The 21,459-nt window shown below is 38.1% G+C and carries 20 protein-coding genes and 1 tRNA gene; 13 read left to right on the forward strand and 8 right to left on the reverse strand.

The window, feature by feature from the left end:
- Window positions 1-480: 480 nt before the first annotated feature.
- Window positions 481-1,320: a tyrosine-type recombinase/integrase gene (locus PWP26_RS06775; RefSeq protein WP_367652122.1), complete on the reverse strand. Its 840-nt coding sequence runs from the start codon at window positions 1,318-1,320 to the stop codon at window positions 481-483.
- Window positions 1,283-1,462 (reverse strand): hypothetical protein, encoded by a 180-nt coding sequence (locus PWP26_RS06780; protein WP_301399292.1) that lies wholly within the window; start codon window positions 1,460-1,462, stop codon window positions 1,283-1,285. Before PWP26_RS06780 ends, PWP26_RS06775 begins: the two co-directional genes overlap by 38 nt.
- A gap of 148 nt (window positions 1,463-1,610) precedes the next feature.
- Here PWP26_RS06780 and PWP26_RS06785 point away from each other — a divergent pair.
- From PWP26_RS06785 to PWP26_RS06845, 13 genes are all read left to right on the forward strand, one after another.
- A tRNA-OTHER gene (locus tag PWP26_RS06785) sits at window positions 1,611-1,670 on the forward strand.
- A 734-nt stretch (window positions 1,671-2,404) separates the two neighbouring features.
- A complete protein-coding gene (gene trpB / locus PWP26_RS06790) occupies window positions 2,405-3,595 on the forward strand; it encodes a tryptophan synthase subunit beta (RefSeq protein ID WP_367652123.1) in 1,191 nt (396 codons plus the stop codon).
- Window positions 3,596-3,600: 5 nt separating this feature from the next.
- On the forward strand, window positions 3,601-4,404 hold the full coding sequence (gene trpA / locus PWP26_RS06795) for a tryptophan synthase subunit alpha (protein WP_287568674.1): 804 nt from the start codon (window positions 3,601-3,603) through the stop codon (window positions 4,402-4,404).
- A 1-nt stretch (window position 4,405) separates the two neighbouring features.
- Window positions 4,406-5,485, forward strand: a complete 1,080-nt coding sequence (aroB, locus tag PWP26_RS06800; protein WP_038060543.1) for a 3-dehydroquinate synthase — start codon at window positions 4,406-4,408, stop codon at window positions 5,483-5,485.
- A gap of 57 nt (window positions 5,486-5,542) precedes the next feature.
- A complete protein-coding gene (dapF, locus tag PWP26_RS06805; RefSeq protein WP_051754589.1) occupies window positions 5,543-6,400 on the forward strand; it encodes a diaminopimelate epimerase in 858 nt (285 codons plus the stop codon).
- An 18-nt stretch (window positions 6,401-6,418) separates the two neighbouring features.
- Window positions 6,419-7,300, forward strand: a complete 882-nt coding sequence (gene dapA, locus PWP26_RS06810) for a 4-hydroxy-tetrahydrodipicolinate synthase (RefSeq protein WP_022854816.1) — start codon at window positions 6,419-6,421, stop codon at window positions 7,298-7,300.
- A gap of 339 nt (window positions 7,301-7,639) precedes the next feature.
- Window positions 7,640-8,272, forward strand: coding sequence for a flavodoxin family protein (locus tag PWP26_RS06815; RefSeq protein ID WP_022854817.1), 633 nt, complete (start codon window positions 7,640-7,642; stop codon window positions 8,270-8,272).
- 25 nt (window positions 8,273-8,297) lie between these two features.
- Window positions 8,298-8,972, forward strand: coding sequence for a Crp/Fnr family transcriptional regulator (locus PWP26_RS06820; protein ID WP_287568672.1), 675 nt, complete (start codon window positions 8,298-8,300; stop codon window positions 8,970-8,972).
- A 66-nt stretch (window positions 8,973-9,038) separates the two neighbouring features.
- Complete coding sequence (locus tag PWP26_RS06825; RefSeq protein ID WP_022854819.1) at window positions 9,039-9,464, forward strand: arsenate reductase ArsC; 426 nt, start codon at window positions 9,039-9,041, stop codon at window positions 9,462-9,464.
- 116 nt (window positions 9,465-9,580) lie between these two features.
- Window positions 9,581-10,147, forward strand: a complete 567-nt coding sequence (locus PWP26_RS06830; RefSeq protein WP_038060546.1) for a hypothetical protein — start codon at window positions 9,581-9,583, stop codon at window positions 10,145-10,147.
- A gap of 59 nt (window positions 10,148-10,206) precedes the next feature.
- Window positions 10,207-11,208, forward strand: a complete 1,002-nt coding sequence (locus PWP26_RS06835) for a GGDEF domain-containing protein (protein WP_211248281.1) — start codon at window positions 10,207-10,209, stop codon at window positions 11,206-11,208.
- Window positions 11,180-11,455 (forward strand): EAL domain-containing protein, encoded by a 276-nt coding sequence (locus tag PWP26_RS06840; protein ID WP_301399294.1) that lies wholly within the window; start codon window positions 11,180-11,182, stop codon window positions 11,453-11,455. The genes PWP26_RS06835 and PWP26_RS06840 overlap by 29 nt, the downstream gene beginning before the upstream one ends.
- Before the next feature lie 40 nt (window positions 11,456-11,495).
- Window positions 11,496-12,005 (forward strand): EAL domain-containing protein, encoded by a 510-nt coding sequence (locus PWP26_RS06845; protein WP_367652124.1) that lies wholly within the window; start codon window positions 11,496-11,498, stop codon window positions 12,003-12,005.
- Here the strand turns inward: PWP26_RS06845 and PWP26_RS06850 are convergent.
- From PWP26_RS06850 to PWP26_RS06875, 6 genes are all read right to left on the reverse strand, one after another.
- Entirely contained in the window at window positions 11,988-12,713 is a 726-nt protein-coding gene (locus PWP26_RS06850; protein ID WP_022854823.1) for a CBS domain-containing protein, read from the reverse strand. The genes PWP26_RS06845 and PWP26_RS06850 overlap by 18 nt on opposite strands.
- Window positions 12,714-12,844: 131 nt before the next feature.
- Window positions 12,845-16,267: a DNA polymerase III subunit alpha gene (gene dnaE / locus PWP26_RS06855; protein ID WP_273011039.1), complete on the reverse strand. Its 3,423-nt coding sequence runs from the start codon at window positions 16,265-16,267 to the stop codon at window positions 12,845-12,847.
- Window positions 16,268-16,290: 23 nt separating this feature from the next.
- Window positions 16,291-16,812, reverse strand: coding sequence for a ferritin (locus PWP26_RS06860; protein ID WP_028841728.1), 522 nt, complete (start codon window positions 16,810-16,812; stop codon window positions 16,291-16,293).
- Between the two features lie 31 nt (window positions 16,813-16,843).
- Window positions 16,844-18,223: a 16S rRNA (cytosine(967)-C(5))-methyltransferase RsmB gene (gene rsmB, locus PWP26_RS06865; RefSeq protein ID WP_038060549.1), complete on the reverse strand. Its 1,380-nt coding sequence runs from the start codon at window positions 18,221-18,223 to the stop codon at window positions 16,844-16,846.
- Window positions 18,224-18,244: 21 nt separating this feature from the next.
- On the reverse strand, window positions 18,245-20,251 hold the full coding sequence (gene uvrB / locus PWP26_RS06870) for an excinuclease ABC subunit UvrB (RefSeq protein WP_038060550.1): 2,007 nt from the start codon (window positions 20,249-20,251) through the stop codon (window positions 18,245-18,247).
- Between the two features lie 24 nt (window positions 20,252-20,275).
- The gene (locus tag PWP26_RS06875; protein WP_301399295.1) at window positions 20,276-21,151 is read right to left on the reverse strand and encodes a radical SAM protein; all 876 of its coding nucleotides are present in this window, start codon (window positions 21,149-21,151) and stop codon (window positions 20,276-20,278) included.
- Window positions 21,152-21,459: the final 308 nt, after the last annotated feature.

The raw sequence follows: 21,459 nt of genomic DNA on the forward strand, positions 1-21,459 counted from the left end.
TTTTAGGTTTTATGTTATCATTAATTTAAAAAATATTAAAAATTTTTATTATGCCTCTAAAATATTTTATTAAAAGACACAATTTATATTCTACTCCCGGCTGCCTGAGTTTGCATCGGTATTAGAAGAGAAAGAAAAAGCAGGAGAAGAGATCATCGTAGGAGTTGAGGGAACACTGCGGTACAAAAAGTACAATGGAGCCAAACTTGCTGAGATTATAGCTGAAAGAGTGTTTGTTGTAGGTATCATGGATGATAGAAAAACTGAGAAAGCGAAAAAAGATGTGAAGTTATCTTCAGGAGATCCTGAAAAAGTAAAAGAGGTAGGAGATGAACTTTTTTAAAAATTTTAAAAAACAGTCAGAGTGTAAAAAAAAGGTAAAGGCCCAGGCTGGGAAAACCACCAGCCTGGGCTTTTTCATTTGTCTAAAAAACTGAAAGATGTTCAAGTGAGGATGATAGGCTGAAATGAACAAACTTCTCAGATTTGTAGTTTTTCTACAGCTTTCCTCAAATTATCTAATCTCAAGTGAGCGTACCTCTGAGTAGTGGTAATCTCAGCGTGATTCAGTAATTCCTTTACTACGTAAAGGTCAACTCCTTTTTGAACGAGTCTACTTGCGAAAGTATGTCTCAGGTCGTGAAAGTGAAAGTCTTCTATTCCTGCTCTCTTTAATGCACTCTCAAAAGCTCTCCTTATAGAGTAAATCTTTCGTCCGTTTCTGTGAAACACGTACTCACACGATATCACTTTCTCTTTCAGTCTTCTTTTTATCACTTCCCATGCCTGCCTGTTAAGTGGTACTACGTGTCTTCTTTTGTTTTTGGTTTCGTGTGGTTCAAGAATCACAGTTCTTGATTGAAAGTCAACATTTTTCCACTTCAGGTTCAGTACTTCACACTTTCTCATTCCCGTATTCAGTGCAAAAACCACAATGTCCCTGAGAAGTGGATCCGTAATTGCTTTCATTAACCTTTTTTCTTCCTCTTCCGTGAGGTACCTGAGTCTCTTCGTTTCTACTCCCTTTATGAGAATTGGCTTTTTGTATAATTTATGCTCCGGTATCCACTCGAAATCGACTGCTCTGTTTATCATCGTGGAAAGGAATCTAAGCTCTTTATTAATGGTTACGGGAGATACTCCCTGGCTCAATCTCCAGAGTTTGTATTCTTCAACTTTTCCATTACTTGATTCTTCCACTGGAAAGTCTTTGCCAAAAAACTGAAGAATCACTCTTGAACTTGCTTCGTGTCTTTTGTACGAGTTGAATTCTCTCGTGCTCTTATACCAGATTAAAAACCTCGAAACCAGTTCTTCCAGAGTAACGTAGTCTTTTCTGTCCTTGCTGCAACTCTCTCATCAACCCCGAAACTATCTTCCTCAACCTCTCTTTAGTAAACTCCTCAGGTCTGCCAATCGTCTTCCATATATATTTCTCCTCTCCATCCCTCTTCAAGTGCATTCTAAATACTAACTTTCCCTTAATCAGGTAAAGGTTCTTTATCCCTGAATACATCTTCTATATATAATTTAGACCTTTACTGCTTGAATCCTGTGTGGTACGTGTGTGGTAAATACTTAAAAATTTTGATTTTACAAGAGAAAGAGAAAGAGAAAGAGAAAGTGGACTCTTAATCCATAGGTTGGAGGTTCGAGTCCTCCACGGCCCATTTTTTCCTTTACTCAGAACACTCAACCACACCACCACACCATACCACACCCTTTTTTCAAAGGACTATCAGATTTTTTTCTTCTAAAGTTGTATATAGAAATGTATAGAGGAATAAAAAACCTCTATCTAATTAAGGGGAAAATTGTATTTCGGGCTCACATCAGAAAAAAATAAATCTAAAAGTTACAATATGGAAAGTTATAGGTAGATCTGAGGACTTTACGGAAGAAGAGCTCAGAAAAATAGCTTCAGAACTTTTAAGAAAGGTATGGCAAAAGGAAAGTGTTTCTTTATCAGCTCAGCAAAAAAATCTACCACTAAAGCATCAGAAAAACAAAAGCAGCTTTTGAGGTTTTGCCTGAGGGAAAGAGGATAGTGGATGTATCGTTTGATTTCGAGTATTACAGTTCTTCGGTGATAAATTATTTGATGTAGAAAGAGGGCTAAGGTGATAGAGGTATTTCAAGGGGATTCAGTTTACAAGTTACAAGGTAGTATATTTGGTATTGTTGGAGATGAACGAGAGATACAGGAGTAGGATTTTACCTGGATTTAAAGAAGCGATATCTAATTTTAGGAGGGGACTTCTTACCCAAAATTGGTAGACACAATTAAATAAACACTATGACCAAAGACTTTGAAAAATTTTTCTATATAAACAAAAAAATACACTTTTCAAACAAAATCCAAAAGTTGCCAAAAACTAAAAAAGAAGTATACTATCAAACCAAGATGAAGATTCCTAACCGGAAAGGATATTTTGGGAAGTTTGGAGGAAGGTTTGTCCCTGAGACCTTAATTCCCCTTCTTTACGACCTGGAAAAGGCTTATCTTAAAGTAAAAAAAGATCCCTCTTTTTGGAAAGAATGGCAATACCTTCTTAAGGAATATGCCGGGAGACCAACCCCTCTATATTTTGCCCAAAATCTTTCCTCTTACCTTGGGAGAAAGATCAAAATCTACTTAAAAAGAGAAGACCTTCTTCATACCGGAGCCCACAAAATCAACAACACCATCGGTCAGGTTCTTTTAGCCAAAAGAATGGGTAAAAACCGGATCATTGCCGAAACAGGAGCAGGGCAACACGGGGTAGCTACAGCCACTGCCTGTGCTCTCTTAGGCCTAAATTGTGTGGTCTACATGGGGGCTAAAGACACTGAAAGGCAAAAATTAAACGTCTTCAGGATGAAGCTTTTAGGAGCAGAAGTAGTCCCTGTCTATTCTGGTACTCAAACCTTAAAAGACGCCATAAACGAAGCCCTGAGAGATTGGGTTACTAACGTAACCTCTACTTTATACGTAATCGGCTCAGTGGTAGGGCCTCATCCTTACCCTATGATGGTAAGAGATTTCCAAAGTATTATCGGGCTTGAGATAAAAAAACAGATCCTAAAAAAAGAAGGACGTCTCCCTGATTTGGTGCTTGCCTGTGTAGGAGGAGGCTCCAATGCCATGGGGACTTTTTATCCCTTTAGGCAGGACCTTCAGGTAAGACTTGTCGGGGTTGAAGCCGCAGGAAAAGGTTTACATACAGACCATCATTCAGCTACCTTAGCCGTAGGAGAACCTGGGGTCTTACATGGGATGCTTACCTATCTACTTCAAGATAGGGTAGGGCAGATAAAAGGAGCTCACTCTATAGCCCCTGGGCTTGATTATCCAGGGGTAGGGCCTGAACATGCCTATTTTAAAGACTCAGGCCGGGCTGAGTATGTGTCAGTTACCGATGAGGAAGCCCTTGAGGCCTTTCAATTACTTTCTGAAAAAGAAGGCATCATCCCTGCGTTAGAGTCTGCCCATGCAGTAGCTTATCTTTTAAAAATTGCTAAAGACCTCCCTAAAGACACCATCGTGGTGATAACCCTTTCTGGAAGAGGAGATAAAGACGTTGCCTCTGTAAGAGAATACTTGGAAGGGAACTAAGCTTGATGGAAAGAAACGCCTCTTTGATAAAAAAGGCTATAAACACCATTAAATCTAAAGGTGATGTAGCTGTCATTCCTTATATCTGCTGCTGGGACCCTGACCTTGAAACCACAGAGGCTATCCTCTGGGAATTGGCTGAGGTTGAACCCGCCTGTATCGAGTTAGGTTTCCCTTTTTCAGACCCTGTTGCAGATGGGCCAACCATCCAAAAAGCTATCGTGAGAGCCCTTGAACATCAACCTACCTTTGAAGCCTATTTTGAATTTATCTCAAGACTAAATCAAAAAGGATTCCCTTATCCTATTGTTTGCATGACCTACTATAACATCATCTACCGGTTCGGTTTGGAAAAAACCGTAGAACATGCTTTACAATCAGGTCTTGCTGGCTTTATCATCCCAGACCTACCTATAGAAGAAGCCCAACCCTGGATAAAGGCAAACCAAAACTCAGGTCTTGCCACCATCTTTCTTGCAACCCCTACCTCCTCTGAAGATCGCATCCAAAAAATTGTTAAACACACCAAAGGATTTCTTTACTACGTTTCTATTACAGGTATAACAGGAGCCCGAGACTCTCTACCAGAAGACTTAGCAGATCGACTAAAAATCACTAAAAATCTTTGCGGAAATAATCTCCCTTTAGCCGTTGGGTTTGGCATCTCAAAAAAAGAACAAATAAAGCTTCTCTATCCTTACGCAGACGCCTTTATCATAGGTAGTGCCATAGTAAAAATCATAGAAGAAAAGGGGAAAAACTCACCTAAGGAAATAAAAACCTTCTTGAAAAACCTTAAAAATCTGTAACATGTCTGTAATTACTGTTAAAACTAAGCCATCTTACCAGATATTGATCAAACCTCATATCTTTGATGAAATAGCCGAAGACCTAAAAGCCTCTTTTAACTTTGGCAAAGTAGCTATCATAACCGATGACACGGTAAAAACTCTTTACGGAGAAAAGCTTTCATTACAGTTAAATACCTCTGGAATCAAGGCTGAAATTTTCTCTTTTCCTCCTGGAGAAGGGTCTAAAACCATAGACACGGTGATCTCTTTAGCCCGAAGTCTTATTCAAAAAAGGTTTGACAGAAAAGACCTTTTGATTGCTCTTGGAGGTGGGGTAGTAGGAGACATCACAGGGTTTCTGGCAAGCATCTACCTGAGAGGGGTAAAATATGTACAGGTCCCAACCACCCTTCTTTCCCAGGTAGACTCTTCTGTCGGAGGAAAAACCGGGGTTGACCTGCCAGAAGGCAAAAACCTTATCGGCACCTTTTACCAACCAAGCAGGGTTTACATCGATCCCATGGTTTTAAAAACCTTACCTAAAAATGAAATCCAAAACGGACTTGCTGAGGTAATAAAGTATGGCTGTATCCTAAAAAATAAGTTGTTTACTTTTATCTCTCAAAAAGGAGAAGAGCTTTTTCAACTAAACCCTGAAGACCTTCAATACCTTATCTATGAAAGCTGTAAAATTAAAGCTTATGTAGTTTCCAAAGATGAAAAAGAAGCAGGACTAAGAAAAGTTCTAAACTTTGGGCACACCATCGGACATGCCCTGGAAACTGAATTAAACTATTCTATTCCTCATGGGCTGGCAGTAGCCTTAGGGATGCTTGCCGAGGCAAAACTTTCAGAAAAACTTGGGGTTGCAGAAAAAGAGGTTTTTTCTCCTTTAAAAAATATTTTAGCGAATCTTTCCTATCCTCTCAGCCTTCCTTCTAATCTATCTCCTCAACAAGTGTTAAAACACCTTTCAAAAGATAAGAAGGTTTTTCAGGGGAAACTGACTATAGTGCTTCTTAAGCGTATAGGAAAATATTGCTTCTATGAAGACCCTCCTACCAAAAAAATCCTTGAAACTTTAGAAGAATTAAGATAAAATTGTAAAATATATTAATAGTAGTATTATCGTATAATTAAACATACGAGGTTTTTTATGAGTATCGAAAGACTTGAGTCTGAAAAAGAGGGAATAAGTTTTTACAAACTTTGTGCTTCAGGAAACGACTTTATCGTTATTTTAAACTTTAGTGGTGAGATCTCTCCAGAAGAAGGGAGAGAACTTGCCAAAAAACTCTGTCGTCCCAAATTTTCTGTATCAGCAGATGGTCTTATCTTGCTTGAAAAATCATCAAATCCACAAGCTAAGTTTGCCTGGAGGTTTTTTAACTCTGACGGAAGCGAAGCCGAAATGTGCGGAAACGGTGCAAGATGTGTAGCAAGGCTTGTTACAGAACTTGGACTTTTCGAAAGCCCTTTTTATTTTGAAACCAAAGCAGGACTAATCTATGCTGAGGTTAAAGGGAAACGGGTAAAGGTTGCCCTTACTTCTCCTAAAGATTTAAAGCTCAACCTGGTTTTACGTACAGACTATGATTGGTTTTTAGCCCACTTTGTAAACACCGGTGTTCCTCATACAGTTATCTTCTGGGAGGACATAGAAAACGCACCGGTAACCAAGATAGGGCCTAAAATAAGATACCACGAAGCCTTTAGTCCAGCAGGAACCAACGTTAACTTTATAAACATCGTAGAAAAAGACGGTCAGAAAATTATCCAAATAAGGACTTATGAAAGAGGGGTCGAAGGAGAAACACTTGCTTGTGGGACCGGTTCTGCAGCTTCAGCATATATAGCCTATAAACTTGGTCTGGTAAACTCTCCGGTAAACGTTCTTACCAGAGGTGGAGAGCTTTTAACCATTTACATTGAAGAAAATGAGAATAAAATCTACTTAGAAGGAGATACCCTTTTGGTGTTTAAAGGGACAATTTTCGAAGACGCTTTAAAATAAATAAGGAGGGTATTAAAAATGAACCTGCAGGGCTCTATAGTAGCCTTAGTTACCCCTTTTAAAGATGGAAAGGTAGATGAAACTTCTTTGAGAGGATTAATTCGCTGGCACCTTCAACAAGGCACAGACGGAATTCTTGTCCTTGGAACAACCGGAGAAGCCGCAACCTTGGAAAAAGAAGAGAGAAAAAGGGTTATGGAAATAGCCCTTGAAGAGGCCAAAGGTAAGGTACCTCTTATCGTTGGTACAGGAACAAACAACACAGCAAGAGTTCTTGAATATACAAAACTTGCCGAAGAGATGGGGTTTGATGCAGCCCTTATCGTTACTCCTTATTACAACAAACCAACCCAAAATGGCCTTTACGCTCACTATAGCTACATCGCTAAACAAACCAAAATACCTATCATCTTATATAATGTGCCTGGCAGAACCTCGGTAAACATGCTCCCTGATACCACCGCCAAATTGGCAGAAATAGAAAACATCATCGCCATCAAAGAAGCCTGTGGGGATATAAAGCAGGTTACCGAACTTTTGATGAGATGTCCAAAAGATTTTATAGTGCTTTCAGGGGATGACTTTACTGCCCTGGCTACGGTATTTTTAGGAGGAAAAGGGGTAATTTCTGTGGTTGCCAACGTAACCCCTAAGGAAATGGCAGCCCTTATGCGTTATGCCCTAAGCGGGGATATTGCCAAGGCCAACGAACTAAACCTTTACCTTTATCCGTTATACAAGGCTATGTTCATAGAAACCAACCCTGCACCTGCTAAACATGCCCTTTGGCTCATGGGAAAGATTGAAACCCCTGAGGTAAGACTACCTCTTGCTGGGTTAACAGAAAGTTCAGCAGAACAATTAAAGAAACTGTTACAAGAAAAATATAAACTTATCTAACCCCCCTATCAGGGCCAAATGTTCCACGTGGAACATTTGGCCCTGACTGTTTTTTTTTGAAGTTCAGGCTCAAAATAACTATATGGATTCATATCCATCTAAAGGTTTTATGGCAAAAATTAAAATCACTCAGCAAAGGCATAAAAAGCTTCTAAGGTAAAGGGAAAAAACTGAAAAATTCCAAGACTCAATTTCTAATTTTGGCATGTTTTCTCCATACATGTGAAGAAATTACAAAGTCTCACCAAATTATTTGTTAATAGGCTTTAAGCTTTTCAAAAGACAAAGTAGATGGTAATATAATAAAAAACAACTCTTTTAGTGCGGCAGGAGGGGCAAATGAAAGTAATTGCCTTTAACGGAAGTCCAAGGAAGCAGGGAAACACCCAAAAAGTGCTTGAACTCTTGGCAGACGAGCTAACTTCTCAAGGGATAAAAACCGAGATCATTCAGGTTGGAGATAAAGCCATCAGAGGATGTCTTGCCTGTTATACCTGCAGGAAAAAACAGAACGAAAGGTGTGCTATAGAGGATGAGGTAAACGATTGGATTCAGATGATGAAAAAGGCTGACGGGATAGTTTTGGCATCTCCTGTTTATTTTTCTGGGATAGCAGGGACGATGAAATGTTTTTTAGATCGAGCTTTTTTAGTTTCTGCGGTAAACGGGAATCTTTTTAGGCACAAGGTTGGGGCTGCTATCGCAGTATGTAGAAGGGCAGGTGGTGTTGCCACCTACGACCAACTTTTACATTACCTAACTTATGCAGAAATGGTTGTGGCTACCTCTAACTACTGGAACGGAGTATTTGGGCTCAGTCCTGGAGAGGTTTTACAAGACGAGGAAGGAAAACAAATAGTAAGGATTTTAGCTAAAAATTTAGCCTGGTTACTAAAGACTACCCAAGGGAAAAGGGCGAAAAGCTTAAGTCCAGAAATAGAGCCCAAAATATTTACCAATTTTATAAGATAATTTTTCTTAAAAAGAGGTGTTCCACGTGGAACACAAGGTTTCTCAAAACGAAGATTTAAAATCTTTCTTAAAAAGTACCTTCTATTTTAATCGGCTGTCTGAAGATGACCTCTCTAAACTTAGTGAAATCGCTATGGTCAAAAAATTTTCCAAAAAAGAACATATCTTTGCTGAAGGAGACAGAGCTACCGGATTTTATCTGGTAAAAGACGGCTGGATAAAAATTTACAAACTTTCTCCAAAAGGCAAGGAAATGGTAGTACATATCTTTGGATCTGGGGAAATTTTCGGAGAAATAGTATTGGCTGGGGTGGGAGAATATCCTGCCTGGGCACAGGCTCTTACAGAAACCGAAGTAATATTTTTTGAAAAGAACCTTTTTAAAAGCTTGATCGGAAGATCACCAGATTTATGCCTTACTCTTTTATCTGCCTTTGCCTTCAAAATAAAAGACTTGCTCCATAGCCTTGAGAATATAACTTTAAAAGATGCTAAAGAGAGACTCCTAAAGTTTCTTTATCACGCTGCCAAGGCTTCTCCAGAAAGACTTATAAAACTTGAAATCCCTAAATCTCAATTAGCTTTGCTTTTAGGTATTACCCCAGAAACTTTTTCAAGGCTTTTAAAGAAACTTGAGGAAGATGGATTTATTAAGGTTGATGGCAAGCAAATCTGGGTTAATGATAGAGTTTTAACCTAACTAAACCTAGTTTAAGTTTAAACATGCAACAGCTTTACCTTATACAAAAAAGGAGGGGACATCTTGATGAAAATAGCCTTTATCTGTACAGGAAACTCTGCAAGAAGTCAGATGGCTGAAGGTTATGCTAAACATTTTGCAAATCTTTATAAGCTGAATATAGAAGTATACTCAGCTGGTTCAAACCCTGCTTCAAGTATAAACCCCTTAGCCATAAAGGTTATGGCTGAAGAAGGGATAGATCTATCTTCTCAAAGGCCCAAATCTTTTCAGGAAATCCCGTTTGATCAGATCAATATAGTTATAACCCTTTGTGGAGACGCTAAAGAAACCTGCCCTTATGTTCCTGCCCAGAAAAGAGAACACTGGGGACTTCCTGACCCTGCTAAAGCTGAAGGAACTGAAGAAGAAAGATTAAAAATTTTTCGCAAGGTCAGAGATGAAATAAAAGAAAAAGTTAAAAAACTTATCCTTTCCCTTAAAAACCCATAAACTTCATCTATCCCTAATTTTTATAAAAATTTAAAAACCTTTTAACATAGTTTTAACCTTTCTCTTTTATCTTTCTTATTAACAAAATAACCCAAAACATCACAAGGAGGTGACTTATGAACCAGGAGTTTTTTATAAGCCTAATTAGAAGTTGTATAAAAGATTGGGGACTAAAAGTTTTTGATAAATCTCCTGTTTTGACAGAATTTTTTAACTATCAAAAAGTAGCGAACCTAAAAGATTTTTCTTACAAAGGGTGGTATGAAAATGATCTCTTAGGGCTAATTATGGTGATAACTGCTGAAAAAAAACTAGTAATCCAGTATGCCAAAAAGGTATATCCCCATTTTATGATAGACTTTAACCTACTTAAAAACTTAGACCCATTCTGTTTAAAGTCTTTTCAAGAACTCATTCAGGAATTAACCCAAAAGGTATTAGATAGATTAAATCAAAAGAACCTAAAATTTTGTATTAAAACTCAAGAATTTTTCAGGTCTTCTAATTTATCTCAAAGTTTTTCTGGAATGTTAAATCTTTCCTTTAGTTATAGAATACCTCCCATAGGAGATTTAAGTTTTTATTTAATAAGTGGTCCCAAGGAATATCTTGCTAAGAGAAACTTAGATTCAGGATATTTAAACTCTTTTTATAATCCTCAAAAGGCCTACTTGGTTGCCTAAACATATCTATAACTATGAATATGTATTTTTTTAATTTAGACCGTAGACTTAGAGACCTTGTGATTAAGGTTCCCGCGATTCATTTTGAAGTGTTTGTCAGAGAAGCCTTTTTACTTTTTATGAAAGATGAAAACTTTAATCTCCTTCCAGTCATAAACTACGATGAATTCGTGGTAGGACAACTTCAGAGGAGGAGGTTTTTAGAGCATATCATTTTAGGAAAGTATGGATACGGAATCCATCTAAATGGGAATAAAAAGGTAAGAGATGTGATGGAACCCCCAGGTTTAACCCTTGAGGCTTCTAATACCATAGAAGAAGCTGCGATGCAACTACAAAATAGAACCTATCCTCATACTTATGATGACATAATCGTAGTAGAAAAAGGAAGGTATTTAGGGGTGGTATCGGTGTCTCTTTTGATAGAGGCCTTAGCTCAAAAATCACTGATGCTTGCCAAAGATGCTAATCCTCTTACAGGCCTTCCTGGAAACTGGGCTATCAAAAATGTAATAGAAGAAAGAATATCAAAAATGGAAGATTTTGACGTAATCTACATAGACATAAACCATTTCAAACCTTTTAACGATAAATATGGATTCGCTAAGGGTGATGAGGTTATCATATCTCTTGGTGAAATAATAAAAGAAACAGTAAATGGAAAGAAAAACACTTTTGTTGGCCACATCGGAGGGGATGATTTTATAGTAATATGCCCACCAGAGACTTCCTTAGAAATAGCAGAAAAGATTAAAGAAGAATTTGAAAAACTTTTGCCAGATTTTCATGGAAAAGACTTTTTAACTGGATATTATCTTTCTAAAGACAGAGAGGGTAAAGAAAAAAACTTCCCTCTCCTTTCTCTAACCTTTGCCATAGTAAGTAGCACTAACAGGAAAATAACCTCTTATGCCCATTTAGCTTCTATAGCCTCAGAGGTCAAAGCTAAAGCTAAGAGTATGGCAAGAGAGGCAAAAAATTCTGTAATCTTTAAGGATCGAAGAAAAGACAAGACTACGGAGGTTAGTTTTTATGAACGAAACGAACTTTTTTCTTCTTGAAAGTCATCTTGATATTTACCTTCAACCTGTAGTAAATCTTGACACAGGGAAGGTGTTAGGGTTTGAAGCTTTAGTAAGAGGTATTAATCAAGAAAAAAACCTAATCATCCCTCCTAACGTGCTTTTTGAATTAGCTAAAAAACAGGGAGTTCTGATAGAATTTGATCGTACCTGTAAAGCACTGGCTATGAAAAAATTCAAAGAAATTTGGGTTAGAACGGGACTTTTTACTCTTTCTCAACGTTAACAGCGAAACGATCGACCTTGGACTTGCAGGAACTAACTGGATTAAGAAAAAGGCTAAATACTATGGGATAAGCCCTGAAAGTATCGTAGTGGAAATAAGCGAGGCTAAAATTGCACATACTGAAAAACTGGTATCTTTTGTAGAAAAGTACTTAAGTTATGGATTTTTAATAGCTCTTGATGACTTTGGGGTTAGGCATTCAAATTTAGAGAGGTTAGTACTTCTTGATATACATTATGTAAAATTAGCCAAACCCTTTATTCAAGACCTAAATAACTTCAAAAAGAAACAAAAACTTTTAGAGGTAATGTATATCTTAAGTCAAAAAATAGGCTTTTTTGTCGTTGCAGAAGGAGTAGAAACCTGGGAGGAAGTTCTTTTCTTAAAAGCTCAAAAAATTCCCTTAGCCCAGGGATATCTTTTTGCCCATCCCAATCCTAACCCTAAAGAGGCTCTCTTCTTAGCAGAAAAGAGACTTAGAGAATTAGAAAGGATAGGGGCTAATCCGCAACCATTAGGATTAATTAACCCTCTATTTCCATCTCCTTGAAGGAACATCTTCTATCGTATCCTTTCGGACAAAAAGTACCTTGATGGTTTCATACTCACTAAAAGCTTCTTTTACCATGTTCTCTACATCTGATAATATCTTACTCACCTGAAACCTTACCATTACATCCTTAAGGTTTGTATCGTGGCTTAACAAAAACAGAGCATCCCACATTATGATACTTGAAATTTTAGCCCCTATCTTGTTATTAAGCACATCTCTTATGCTTTTAATGTCATCCACACAACCGATAAGAGCTCCCATAAGATAAGGGGCAAAATATACCCCTGAAACCAAAGTATAAAACCTGAAGATATCAGTCTCAGTTATAATCCCAACTACCCTGAGATTTCTATCTACCACAGGTAGGCCTGAAACTTTATTTTCAAGCATGATGACAGAGGCCTTTTCTATGGTTTCATCTGGATAGGTATATATAGGATCTTTGGTCATAACTTGTTTTATTGGAATATTTTTTAACTCCTGAAAAAATTCATCAAACCTGGGATCTTTGATGATGTCTTTAGCTTTATAAGGAAGTAATCCTTTTATGTCGGTAAGGGTTATGATACCGGTAAGTTTACCATTCTTAGTAATAGGGATCTTCCTAAAGGTTTTAAAATCTTCTAAAATCTTAAAAGCTTTTTCTAAGGTTTCATCTTCTTCTAAGGTTACTACATTTTCTGTCATCCAATCTTTAACAAGCATTCTAACCCCCTTTGTGTTAAATTTTTAAAAATCTTTGCTATATACTTTTATTATAGGAATCTAACCGACTGAATCAAGAGGTTTTTGTAACTTTTTTATGAAAAAATATTTTTGGTGAGTTTTTATTTTATTTATGATTCTGTAAAGACCAGTTTTATCTGAGGAAAGTTATCAAAAAGTAAGGAGATATTTTCCTGAGAAAGTAAAAGCTTGTCTCCGTTTATCTCAAAGTTTACGATGGCATCAGGATAGGTGATCTGAAGGCGGAAAGGGAAAGTATTCGTTTCTTCTTTAGTAACAAAGGTCTTCAAAAATTCTAAAAATTGTCTGTTTGCTAAGGTGTGAGGTACACAAACATTAACCACTCCTTCCTTAAAAAATCTAAAATCATTAAAAGGAGCAAGGTCTTCTACTAAAAGGGTTAAGGAATCCTCATCTCTGTCTACGGCAACTCTAAACCAGAGAATAGATCCTTCGGACATTACAGAAAAGTTTTGTTTGTAAAGATTCGGGAAAACCAGAGCTCTTTCCGAAGAAAACTCGTCTTCTATCGTAAGAATAGCCATCTTATCCCCGTTTTTTGTCTGCTTAAGCTTTATCTCTGAAATCAACCCCAGTAACACTACCTGCGCGCCGTCTTCTACTTGAGAAAGATTTTCTAAGTTGTAAGGGGTAAACACTTCTATAAAACGCCGGAGTCGTTTTACTGGATGGTCTGAAAGATAAAAACCAAGGCTTTCTTTTTCAAAAGCAAGCTTTGTTTCTAAATCCCACTCAGGTACTTCTTCTAAGGTATAAGAAGTAGACGGATTTAAAAGGGTGGCTTGCCCAAAAAGAGAAGAAAATTTGGTTTGGGTGGTAACAGAGAGGATCGAAGGAAGATTATGCATTAGCTTAGCTCTGTTTTGGTCTAAGCTATCAAAAGCACCAGCTTTTATCAAAGCTTCTATAGTTTTGCGGTTTACTTTTTTGGTGTCTACTTTATTGCAAAAATCCCAAAAAGAACTATAAGGACGTTTGTTAATAATCTCGTTTACTGCCTCTTCCCCTACGTTTTTTACTGCTTGAAGCCCTACTCTAATAGCTCCTTGTTCTACAGTGAAGCCTACATCACTTAAATTTATATCTGGAGGAAGAATAGGTATCCCCATTTCATTGGCTACAGAGATATATTTACTTACCTCTTCTCTTTTATCAACCTCGTAAGTAAGGATAGAAGCCATAAAGTAAACAGGGTAGTGGGCTTTTAGATAAGCTGTCTGATAAGCCACTAAAGCATAAGCTGCCGAATGGCTTTTGTTAAATCCGTAGTCAGCAAATTTTTCTATAAGATCAAATACCTTTTGAGCGATGTCTTCAGGAATTCCTCTATCTACAGACCTTTTAACAAACTCTTCTTTTAGGCTTTCCATCAACTCTTTTTCTTTTTTTCCAATAGCACGCCTAAGAAGGTCAGCTTCCCCCAGAGTATATCCAGCCATCACCTGGGCTATTTGCATAACCTGTTCTTGATAAACGATTACCCCGTAGGTTTCTTTTAAAATAGGCTCTAAAAGTGGATGTAGATATTCTGGCTTCCTTCTTCCATGTTTGGTTTCGATATACTGGTCTACCAGCCCACCCTCTAAGGGACCAGGACGATAAAGAGCTAAAACTGCGATAAGGTCGTTAAAGTCGGAGGGTTTAAGCCTTCTTAAAAGGTCTTTCATTCCTTGAGATTCTAATTGAAAGACTCCGTCAGTTTCGCCTGCCCTTAACAGTTCAAACGTTTTGGGGTCATCAAGAGGGATCCGATTTAAATCTAAGTCTATCCCCTCATATTTTTTGATAAGTTTAAGGGTTTTATCTATGATGGTAAGGGTTTTAAGCCCTAAGAAATCAAACTTAATAAGGCCAACAGCTTCGCAGGCCTTCATATCAAACTGAACAACTATTTCATTTTCCTCGACCTTCATCAAAGGAGCTGTCTCTATGATGGGTTTACCTGAAATAATAACCCCTGCTGCATGCTGACTTGCATGTCTTGGAAGGCCTTCAAGTTTTTTAGCCAGGGTAAAGAGTTTCTTTATCTCTTCATTTTTTTGCATAAGTTCTTGAAACTCTGGCCTTTCAAGTTCTTTTTCTAAAGACACATCAATCCCTGGACTTATCATTTTAGCGATAGGGTCTATCTCCTTAGGTTTAAAACCAAGGACTCGTCCTACGTCTCTCACTACTTGTCTTGCTTTTAACTGACCAAAGGTAGCAATTTTAGCGATATACTCTCTCCCATAAGTCTGAGCTACATATTCTATCACTTCGTCTCTTCTTTCTTTGCAAAAGTCAACGTCTATATCAGGAAGACTAGGACGTTCTTTGTTTAAAAACCTTTCAAAAAGAAGGCCCCATCTGATAGGATCAAGGTTGGTAATTCCTAAGGCATAAGAGGTGAGGGCTCCAGCAGCAGACCCTCTTCCTGGCCCAACAGGTATCCCTTTTGACCGTGCCCATTCTATAAAATCACAAACGATAAGAAAATAACTGGCATAACCTTTTTCGATGATAACCTCTAACTCCTCTTCCAATCTTTGACGATAAATCTCCTTTTCGGCAGCAAGTTGTCCTGTTTCTTCTAACTCAGATAGTCTTTTTTCAAGACCCTCTCTAGCCTTTTTGCTAAAATAACTCTCGGCAGTTTCTCCTTCAGGAACTTTAGCCTTGGGGAAAAGGACTTCTCCTGTTTTAAGTTCTAAATTTACCTTTTCAAAAACCTCCAAGCTATTGGTAAGCACCTCCGAAGGCAGGTCTTGAAACCTTTTGGCCATATCTTCCGCACTTGCTAAATAGAGCATATCAGTGTTAAACTTGAACCGGTCTGGGTCAGAAAGCTTGTGTCCTGTTTGAATACAGAGCAACACCTCATGAGCCAAAGCGTCTTCTTTGTCTAAATAATGACAATCTGCAGTAGCTACACATTTTATTTTGAGTTTTTCTGCTATCTCTAAGATTTTTTGGTTACAGACTTCCTGTTCTGAAAGACCATTTCGCTGGACTTCAAGATAAAAATCCTCCTTAAACAAGTCTTTATACCACTTAGCTACCTCTATAGCTTTGTCAATCTGGTTAAAAAGGATAAGCTTAGGGATCTCCCCTTCTAAACAGGCAGAAAGGGCTATTAGCCCTTCGTGATGTTTAACCAAAAGTTCTTTATCTATCCTGGGCCTATAGTAAAAACCTTCTAAATAGGCTTTAGAGGCAAGTTTGATTAAATTTTTATATCCTACCTCATCTTTGGCTAAAAGAACCAGATGATGTCCTGCCTCTCCGCGCTTAGCAACCTTTTTATCAAATCTTGAATTTTCTGCTACGTAGAACTCGCATCCGATAATAGGCTTTAAACCTGCTTCTTTTAAAGCCTTGTAAAAATGAATGATTCCATATAAAGTGCCATGGTCGGTGATAGCGCAGCCAGGAAGCTGATAGTCTAAGAGCCTATTTACTAAGTCTTTAATACGGATAGCACCGTCAAGGAGACTCCATTCAGTATGAAGATGAAGGTGAACAAACTCCCCCATAAGGCTACGTTCAAAAAAATAAACTATTCAGTAGGGGTTAAAAAAAGCTGATTTAAGTCTAAAGGTCTCTGGCCAAGCTCTTTATCTAAATAAAAAAGGGCTTGAGGGTCGTTTTTTATAAGTTTTAGTTTAGAGAGGATAGTTTTAAAAGAGGCTTCTTCTTCTACTTGTTCGTTTACAAACCACTGAAGGAAATTATCGGTTGCGTAATCTTCCAGTTTTTTAGCTAAACTTACCAGTTGGTTTATTCTTTTGGTTACTTCTTTTTCGTGATTATAGGCAAACTCAAAAACAGCTTCAGGGGAATCCCACTTGTTAGGCGGTGCTGGAATTTCTTGTAAAATCACTTTACCATCCCTTTCTACGACAAACTTGTAAAATTTCATCGCATGCATAAACTCTTCTGCTGTCTGAGCCTTCATCCATTTAGAAAACCCATCTAACCCTAAATCGTCAAAATAGGCTGCCATAGAAAGATATAAGTACCCTGAATAAATTTCCCACTTAATCTGTTCGTTTAAGGCTGCCTCGATTTCTTTTTTCATAGGAATTTCCTCCTTTTTAGCTTTATATATTTTAAACCTTTCTTAACCTTACGGCAAAAAATCCATCTAATCCGTGTTTATGGGGAAAGGTTCTTAAGTATTTATTTTCTACACAGAGTTCTTTTACTTTTTCTGGACAGGTTTTGCTAAGCACTTTAGCAGGATCTTCCAGCATAAACTCTGGATGGGACTGTAAAAACCTTTCTATTATCTGTTCGTTTTCTTCAGGCTCTAAACTACAGGTTGCATATACCATTATACCACCTTTTTTAAGAAAAGGGGCTAACCCTTCAAGAAGTCTTAATTGCCTTTCGGGTACCCTTAAAAAATCTTCCTCAGTACGAGCCCATTTAACGTCTGGATGTTTTCTTATCACTCCCGTTCCAGTGCAAGGAGCATCTATTAAAATATAATCAAAAAAAGGAGGTTGCAACTCTTTAAGCTTTTCTACCACATCCCCCACAAATACCTTAGGAAGTTTTAAACCTAATCTTTGAAAATTCTCTTTTAGTTTTTCCAACCTCCATTCATAGAGGTCAAAAGCCCAGATGGTACCTTTATCCTGCATAAGCTCCGCCATATGAGTGGTTTTACCTCCCACCCCTGCACAGGCATCAAGAACCTTAGCCCCTGGTTTGGGATTTAACAAAAACCCTACCAGCTGGCTAGCTGAATCCTGCACACTTATCCAGCCGAAATGATAAGGTTTAAGTTCAGAGATCTTTCCTCTAAAACCTTCTAATACGATCCCTGAAGGTGAATAAGGACAAGGTTTAGCTGTAGGCACTTCGTCTTTTTGCAAATACACCAAAAGACTGTCTCGAGAAACTCTTAAAGTATTAACCCTTATTACTAAAGGGGACCTTTCGTTGCTTGCACGCAGCAAAGCCTCAGTTTCTTCTCTCCCAAACCTTTGAAGCCACCTTTTTACCAACCATTCAGGAAAGGAATATTTTACTGAAAGATAATATACCTCATTAAAATCAGGGGGTTCTGGTAAGTTATCTTTATTCTCAAGCACTTTATGTAATACTGCATTTACCAGCCCTCTTATCCAGGCCCCTCTCCTTCTTGCAGAAAGGATTTTAAGACTTTCTGCTATAGCTACTCTTTCTGGGATCCGGGTGTAAAGAAGTTGATAAGCACCTAAACGAAGTATATTTCTGACCTCTGGGTCCATTTTTTCTAAAGGATGTTCAGAAAACCTTGCAAGGATAAAATCAAGATAATAGAGATGTCTAACCACTCCATTTACCAGTTCACTCACCAAAGCTCTGTCCCTTTCATCTGGCAACACACTTTTAGTAAGAACCTGTGAGAGGACCTCATCTAAAAGAGGTTTCCCTTTTTCCCAGCGAATAAGAATTTTTAAAGCTACTGCTCTTGGGTTGGTTTTCGATAGTCTTGGCATGGTGCTAAAATTATAAAATCGTTATTCCCACTGAAGGGCCATTTGTTTTAAGGTAAAAAGCCTGTCCCTCAAGACCGCGGCTTTCTCAAACTCGTAATTTTTGGCTGCTTCTTTCATTTCTTTTTCTACCCTTGCTATCTCCTGTTTTAGAGCTTCCAAGCTCTCAAAACTTTCAGAGATCTCGATTACCTTTTCTAAATCTACAAAATCTGCTTCTACTATTTTCATCAGAGGATCATCTAAGGATTTTACCACAGTTTGGGGAATAATACCATGCTTTTTATTATATTCCTCCTGAATTTTACGCCTCCGTTCTGTTTCTTTTACGGCTTTTTCTATAGCAGGGGTTATGGTTTGAGCGTAAAGAATGGCTGTCCCGTTTACGTTTCTTGAAGCCCTTCCTATCATCTGGATAAGACTTCTCTCAGAACGCAAAAAACCCTCTTTGTCTGCATCCAAAATAGCAATCAGAGAAACCTCTGGTAAGTCTAACCCTTCTCTCAAAAGGTTTATCCCTATAAGGACGTCATAAACCCCTCTTCGTAAATCTCTTATTATTCTTGCCCTTTCAAGGGTCTTTAAGTCAGAATGCATATAACAAGCCTTAATACCAAGGCCTTGATAATAGTCTGTAAGCTCTTCAGCCATTCTTTTAGTAAGGGTACACACAAGAACCCTTTCGTTTTTTTCTACCCGCTTTTTTATTTCAAAAAACAGGTCTTCCACCTGATTTTCAGAAGGTCTGATCTCTACCTTAGGGTCAAGAAGCCCTGTAGGACGAATGATTTGCTCTATTACTCTCCCCTGTGCTTTTTCGAGTTCATACTCCCCTGGGGTAGCAGAGACATAGATTACCTGATTAACCCTTTCTTCAAACTCTTCAAACGTCAAAGGACGGTTATCAAGAGCTGAAGGTAGTCTAAAACCATATTCTACCAAGGTTTCCTTTCTGCTACGATCACCTCGATACATTCCTCTTAACTGAGGGATGGTTATATGGCTTTCGTCTATGAAGATCAAAAAATCATCTGGAAAGTAGTCAAGCAAGGTATAAGGAGGCTCTCCTGTTTTTCTTCCGTCTAAATACCTGCTGTAGTTTTCGATCCCTTTGCAATAACCTATCTCTTCTAAAAGTTCGAGATCATACAAGGTTCTTTTCTCAAGTCTTTCTGCATAAAGATATTGACCTTGCGACCTAAACCATTCAACCCGCTCTTTTAGTTCCTTTTTTATCTCCTCTATAGCTACCTTTAATTTGTCCTCTGAAGTAACATAGTGGCTTGCAGGGAAGATAAGCACCTCATCTACCTTACCTAATACCTTCCCTCTAAAGGGATCTATGATTTTTATCTCTTCTACTTCATTTCCCCAGAGAGAGAGCCTTACTGCACGTTTTTCTTCGTTTGCAGGAAAAATCTCTATTATATCCCCTCTTACCCTAAAGGTTGCTCTGGTAAACTCAAGCTCAGTCCTTTCATAATGCATCGTAACCAGCGCCCTTAACAACTCGTCCCGGGAGATGGTTTGTCCGCGTCTTAAATAAAGATGTTTTTGAAAATACTCATGAGGCGAACCTAAGCCGTAGATACAGGATACACTGGCAACGACAATCACGTCTCTTCTTGAAAGTACCGCGGCTGTAGCCGAATGCCTTAAACGGTCGATCAACTCGTTGATAGAAGCATCTTTTTCTATGTAGGTATCTGTAACCGGAACATAAGCCTCAGGCTGGTAATAATCATAATAAGAAACAAAATACTCTACCGCGTTTTCAGGGAAGAGTTTTTTAAACTCGTTATAAAGTTGAGCTGCCAAGGTTTTGTTAGGGGCAATCACTAAGGTAGGTCTACCTACCTGAGCGATAACATTAGCCATGGTAAAGGTTTTACCTGAACCAGTAACCCCTAAAAGTACCTGATGTTTCTCCCCTCTAAGAACCCCTTCTACCAGCTCTTTTATAGCCTGTGGCTGATCTCCCTTAGGCTCTACCTCAGCTTTTAATCTAAAGTTAGCCTTTTTTCTCTCCATACCCTTCCTACCTGAGACAACCCTTTAGTTTAACAAAAAACTTCCATCACATCTTCCTTGAAAAGAAAACTCTACCAAACCTTCTCGACAGGTAGCAAAGCTAACCTCTTTTATCTGATTAACCTTATTATATATCTTTTCTATAAGACTTTTTCTTATCTCTTCTGGTAAATAGATACCACCTTTTTTCTTTTCTCCCTTTTGAAGATAAAGATCTGTTAATATTTTTGCCTTTTCAGGAAAGGCTTTTATTAACCGTTTTAACGACCGCGGGTTAGCTTTATAGGTACTTACTACCACATGCTTAACAAAGGGCAATACCTCGGTTAAAACCTCTAAAGCCTCTTCTTCGTTAATCTCAGGAATAATAGGGTCTATCCTAACGATGGTAGGGATTCCTTCTTGAGAGAGAACCTTTAAAGCTAAAAGCCTTTCTTCAAAAGAAGGAGCCCCAGGTTCAAGCCTTACCTGATAAACTTTAGTGGTGATGGTGATGGCTACAGCAACCCTTAGTTTTTTCAAAAGGTCTATATCCCTTAACACAAGGTTTGATTTGGTAATGATGAGCACCTTCAAAGGAAGTCCCTTAATTAAGTCTAAAAACATCCTGGTAGACTTGTGAATTTTTTCTAAAGGTTGATAAGGGTCTGAAGAGTTAGAGAGAGAAATAAGGCTTTCAGGGGGGAGTTTAGGTAACTCCTTTTCTATCTTTTTTAAAAACTCCTTTTTAGGGCGTGGGGAGTAAAAGTCCTTGATAAAAATGCTTGCATAACAATAAAGACACCCATGTCCACATCCAGTGTAAGGATTTAAAGAATACTTAGGAGGGCAGGTACAAAGAGGGGATTTCCACGGATCAAAGGGAGTAATATATGGCATAGCGATTTTAAATATAAACACCCTACCCTAAAATTCAACCAAGGAACTTTACCCAAATTTGCCGATAGAGATTTATAATCATCCATAATCTCCCCATTTTCCAATTGCTCTAAACGATTTATAATATCACCCATTGGGTGAAAAAATTTTCTAAATCTAAGAGGGTGCCATTATGCCGCAAAACTCTCTTAACTTCAAAATCCTAAAAACTAACGAACCTATCACCCCTTGTTCAGGACTTGCTCTTGTTGATGCCTTCCTCAAAAACTCTGGAATAAAAACCTTAATAGACCAACATATGCCTTTACCTGGTTCAAACAGAGGTTACA

It is taken from the genome of Thermodesulfobacterium sp., from assembly GCF_030445475.1.
Lineage (GTDB): Bacteria > Desulfobacterota > Thermodesulfobacteria > Thermodesulfobacteriales > Thermodesulfobacteriaceae > Thermodesulfobacterium > Thermodesulfobacterium commune.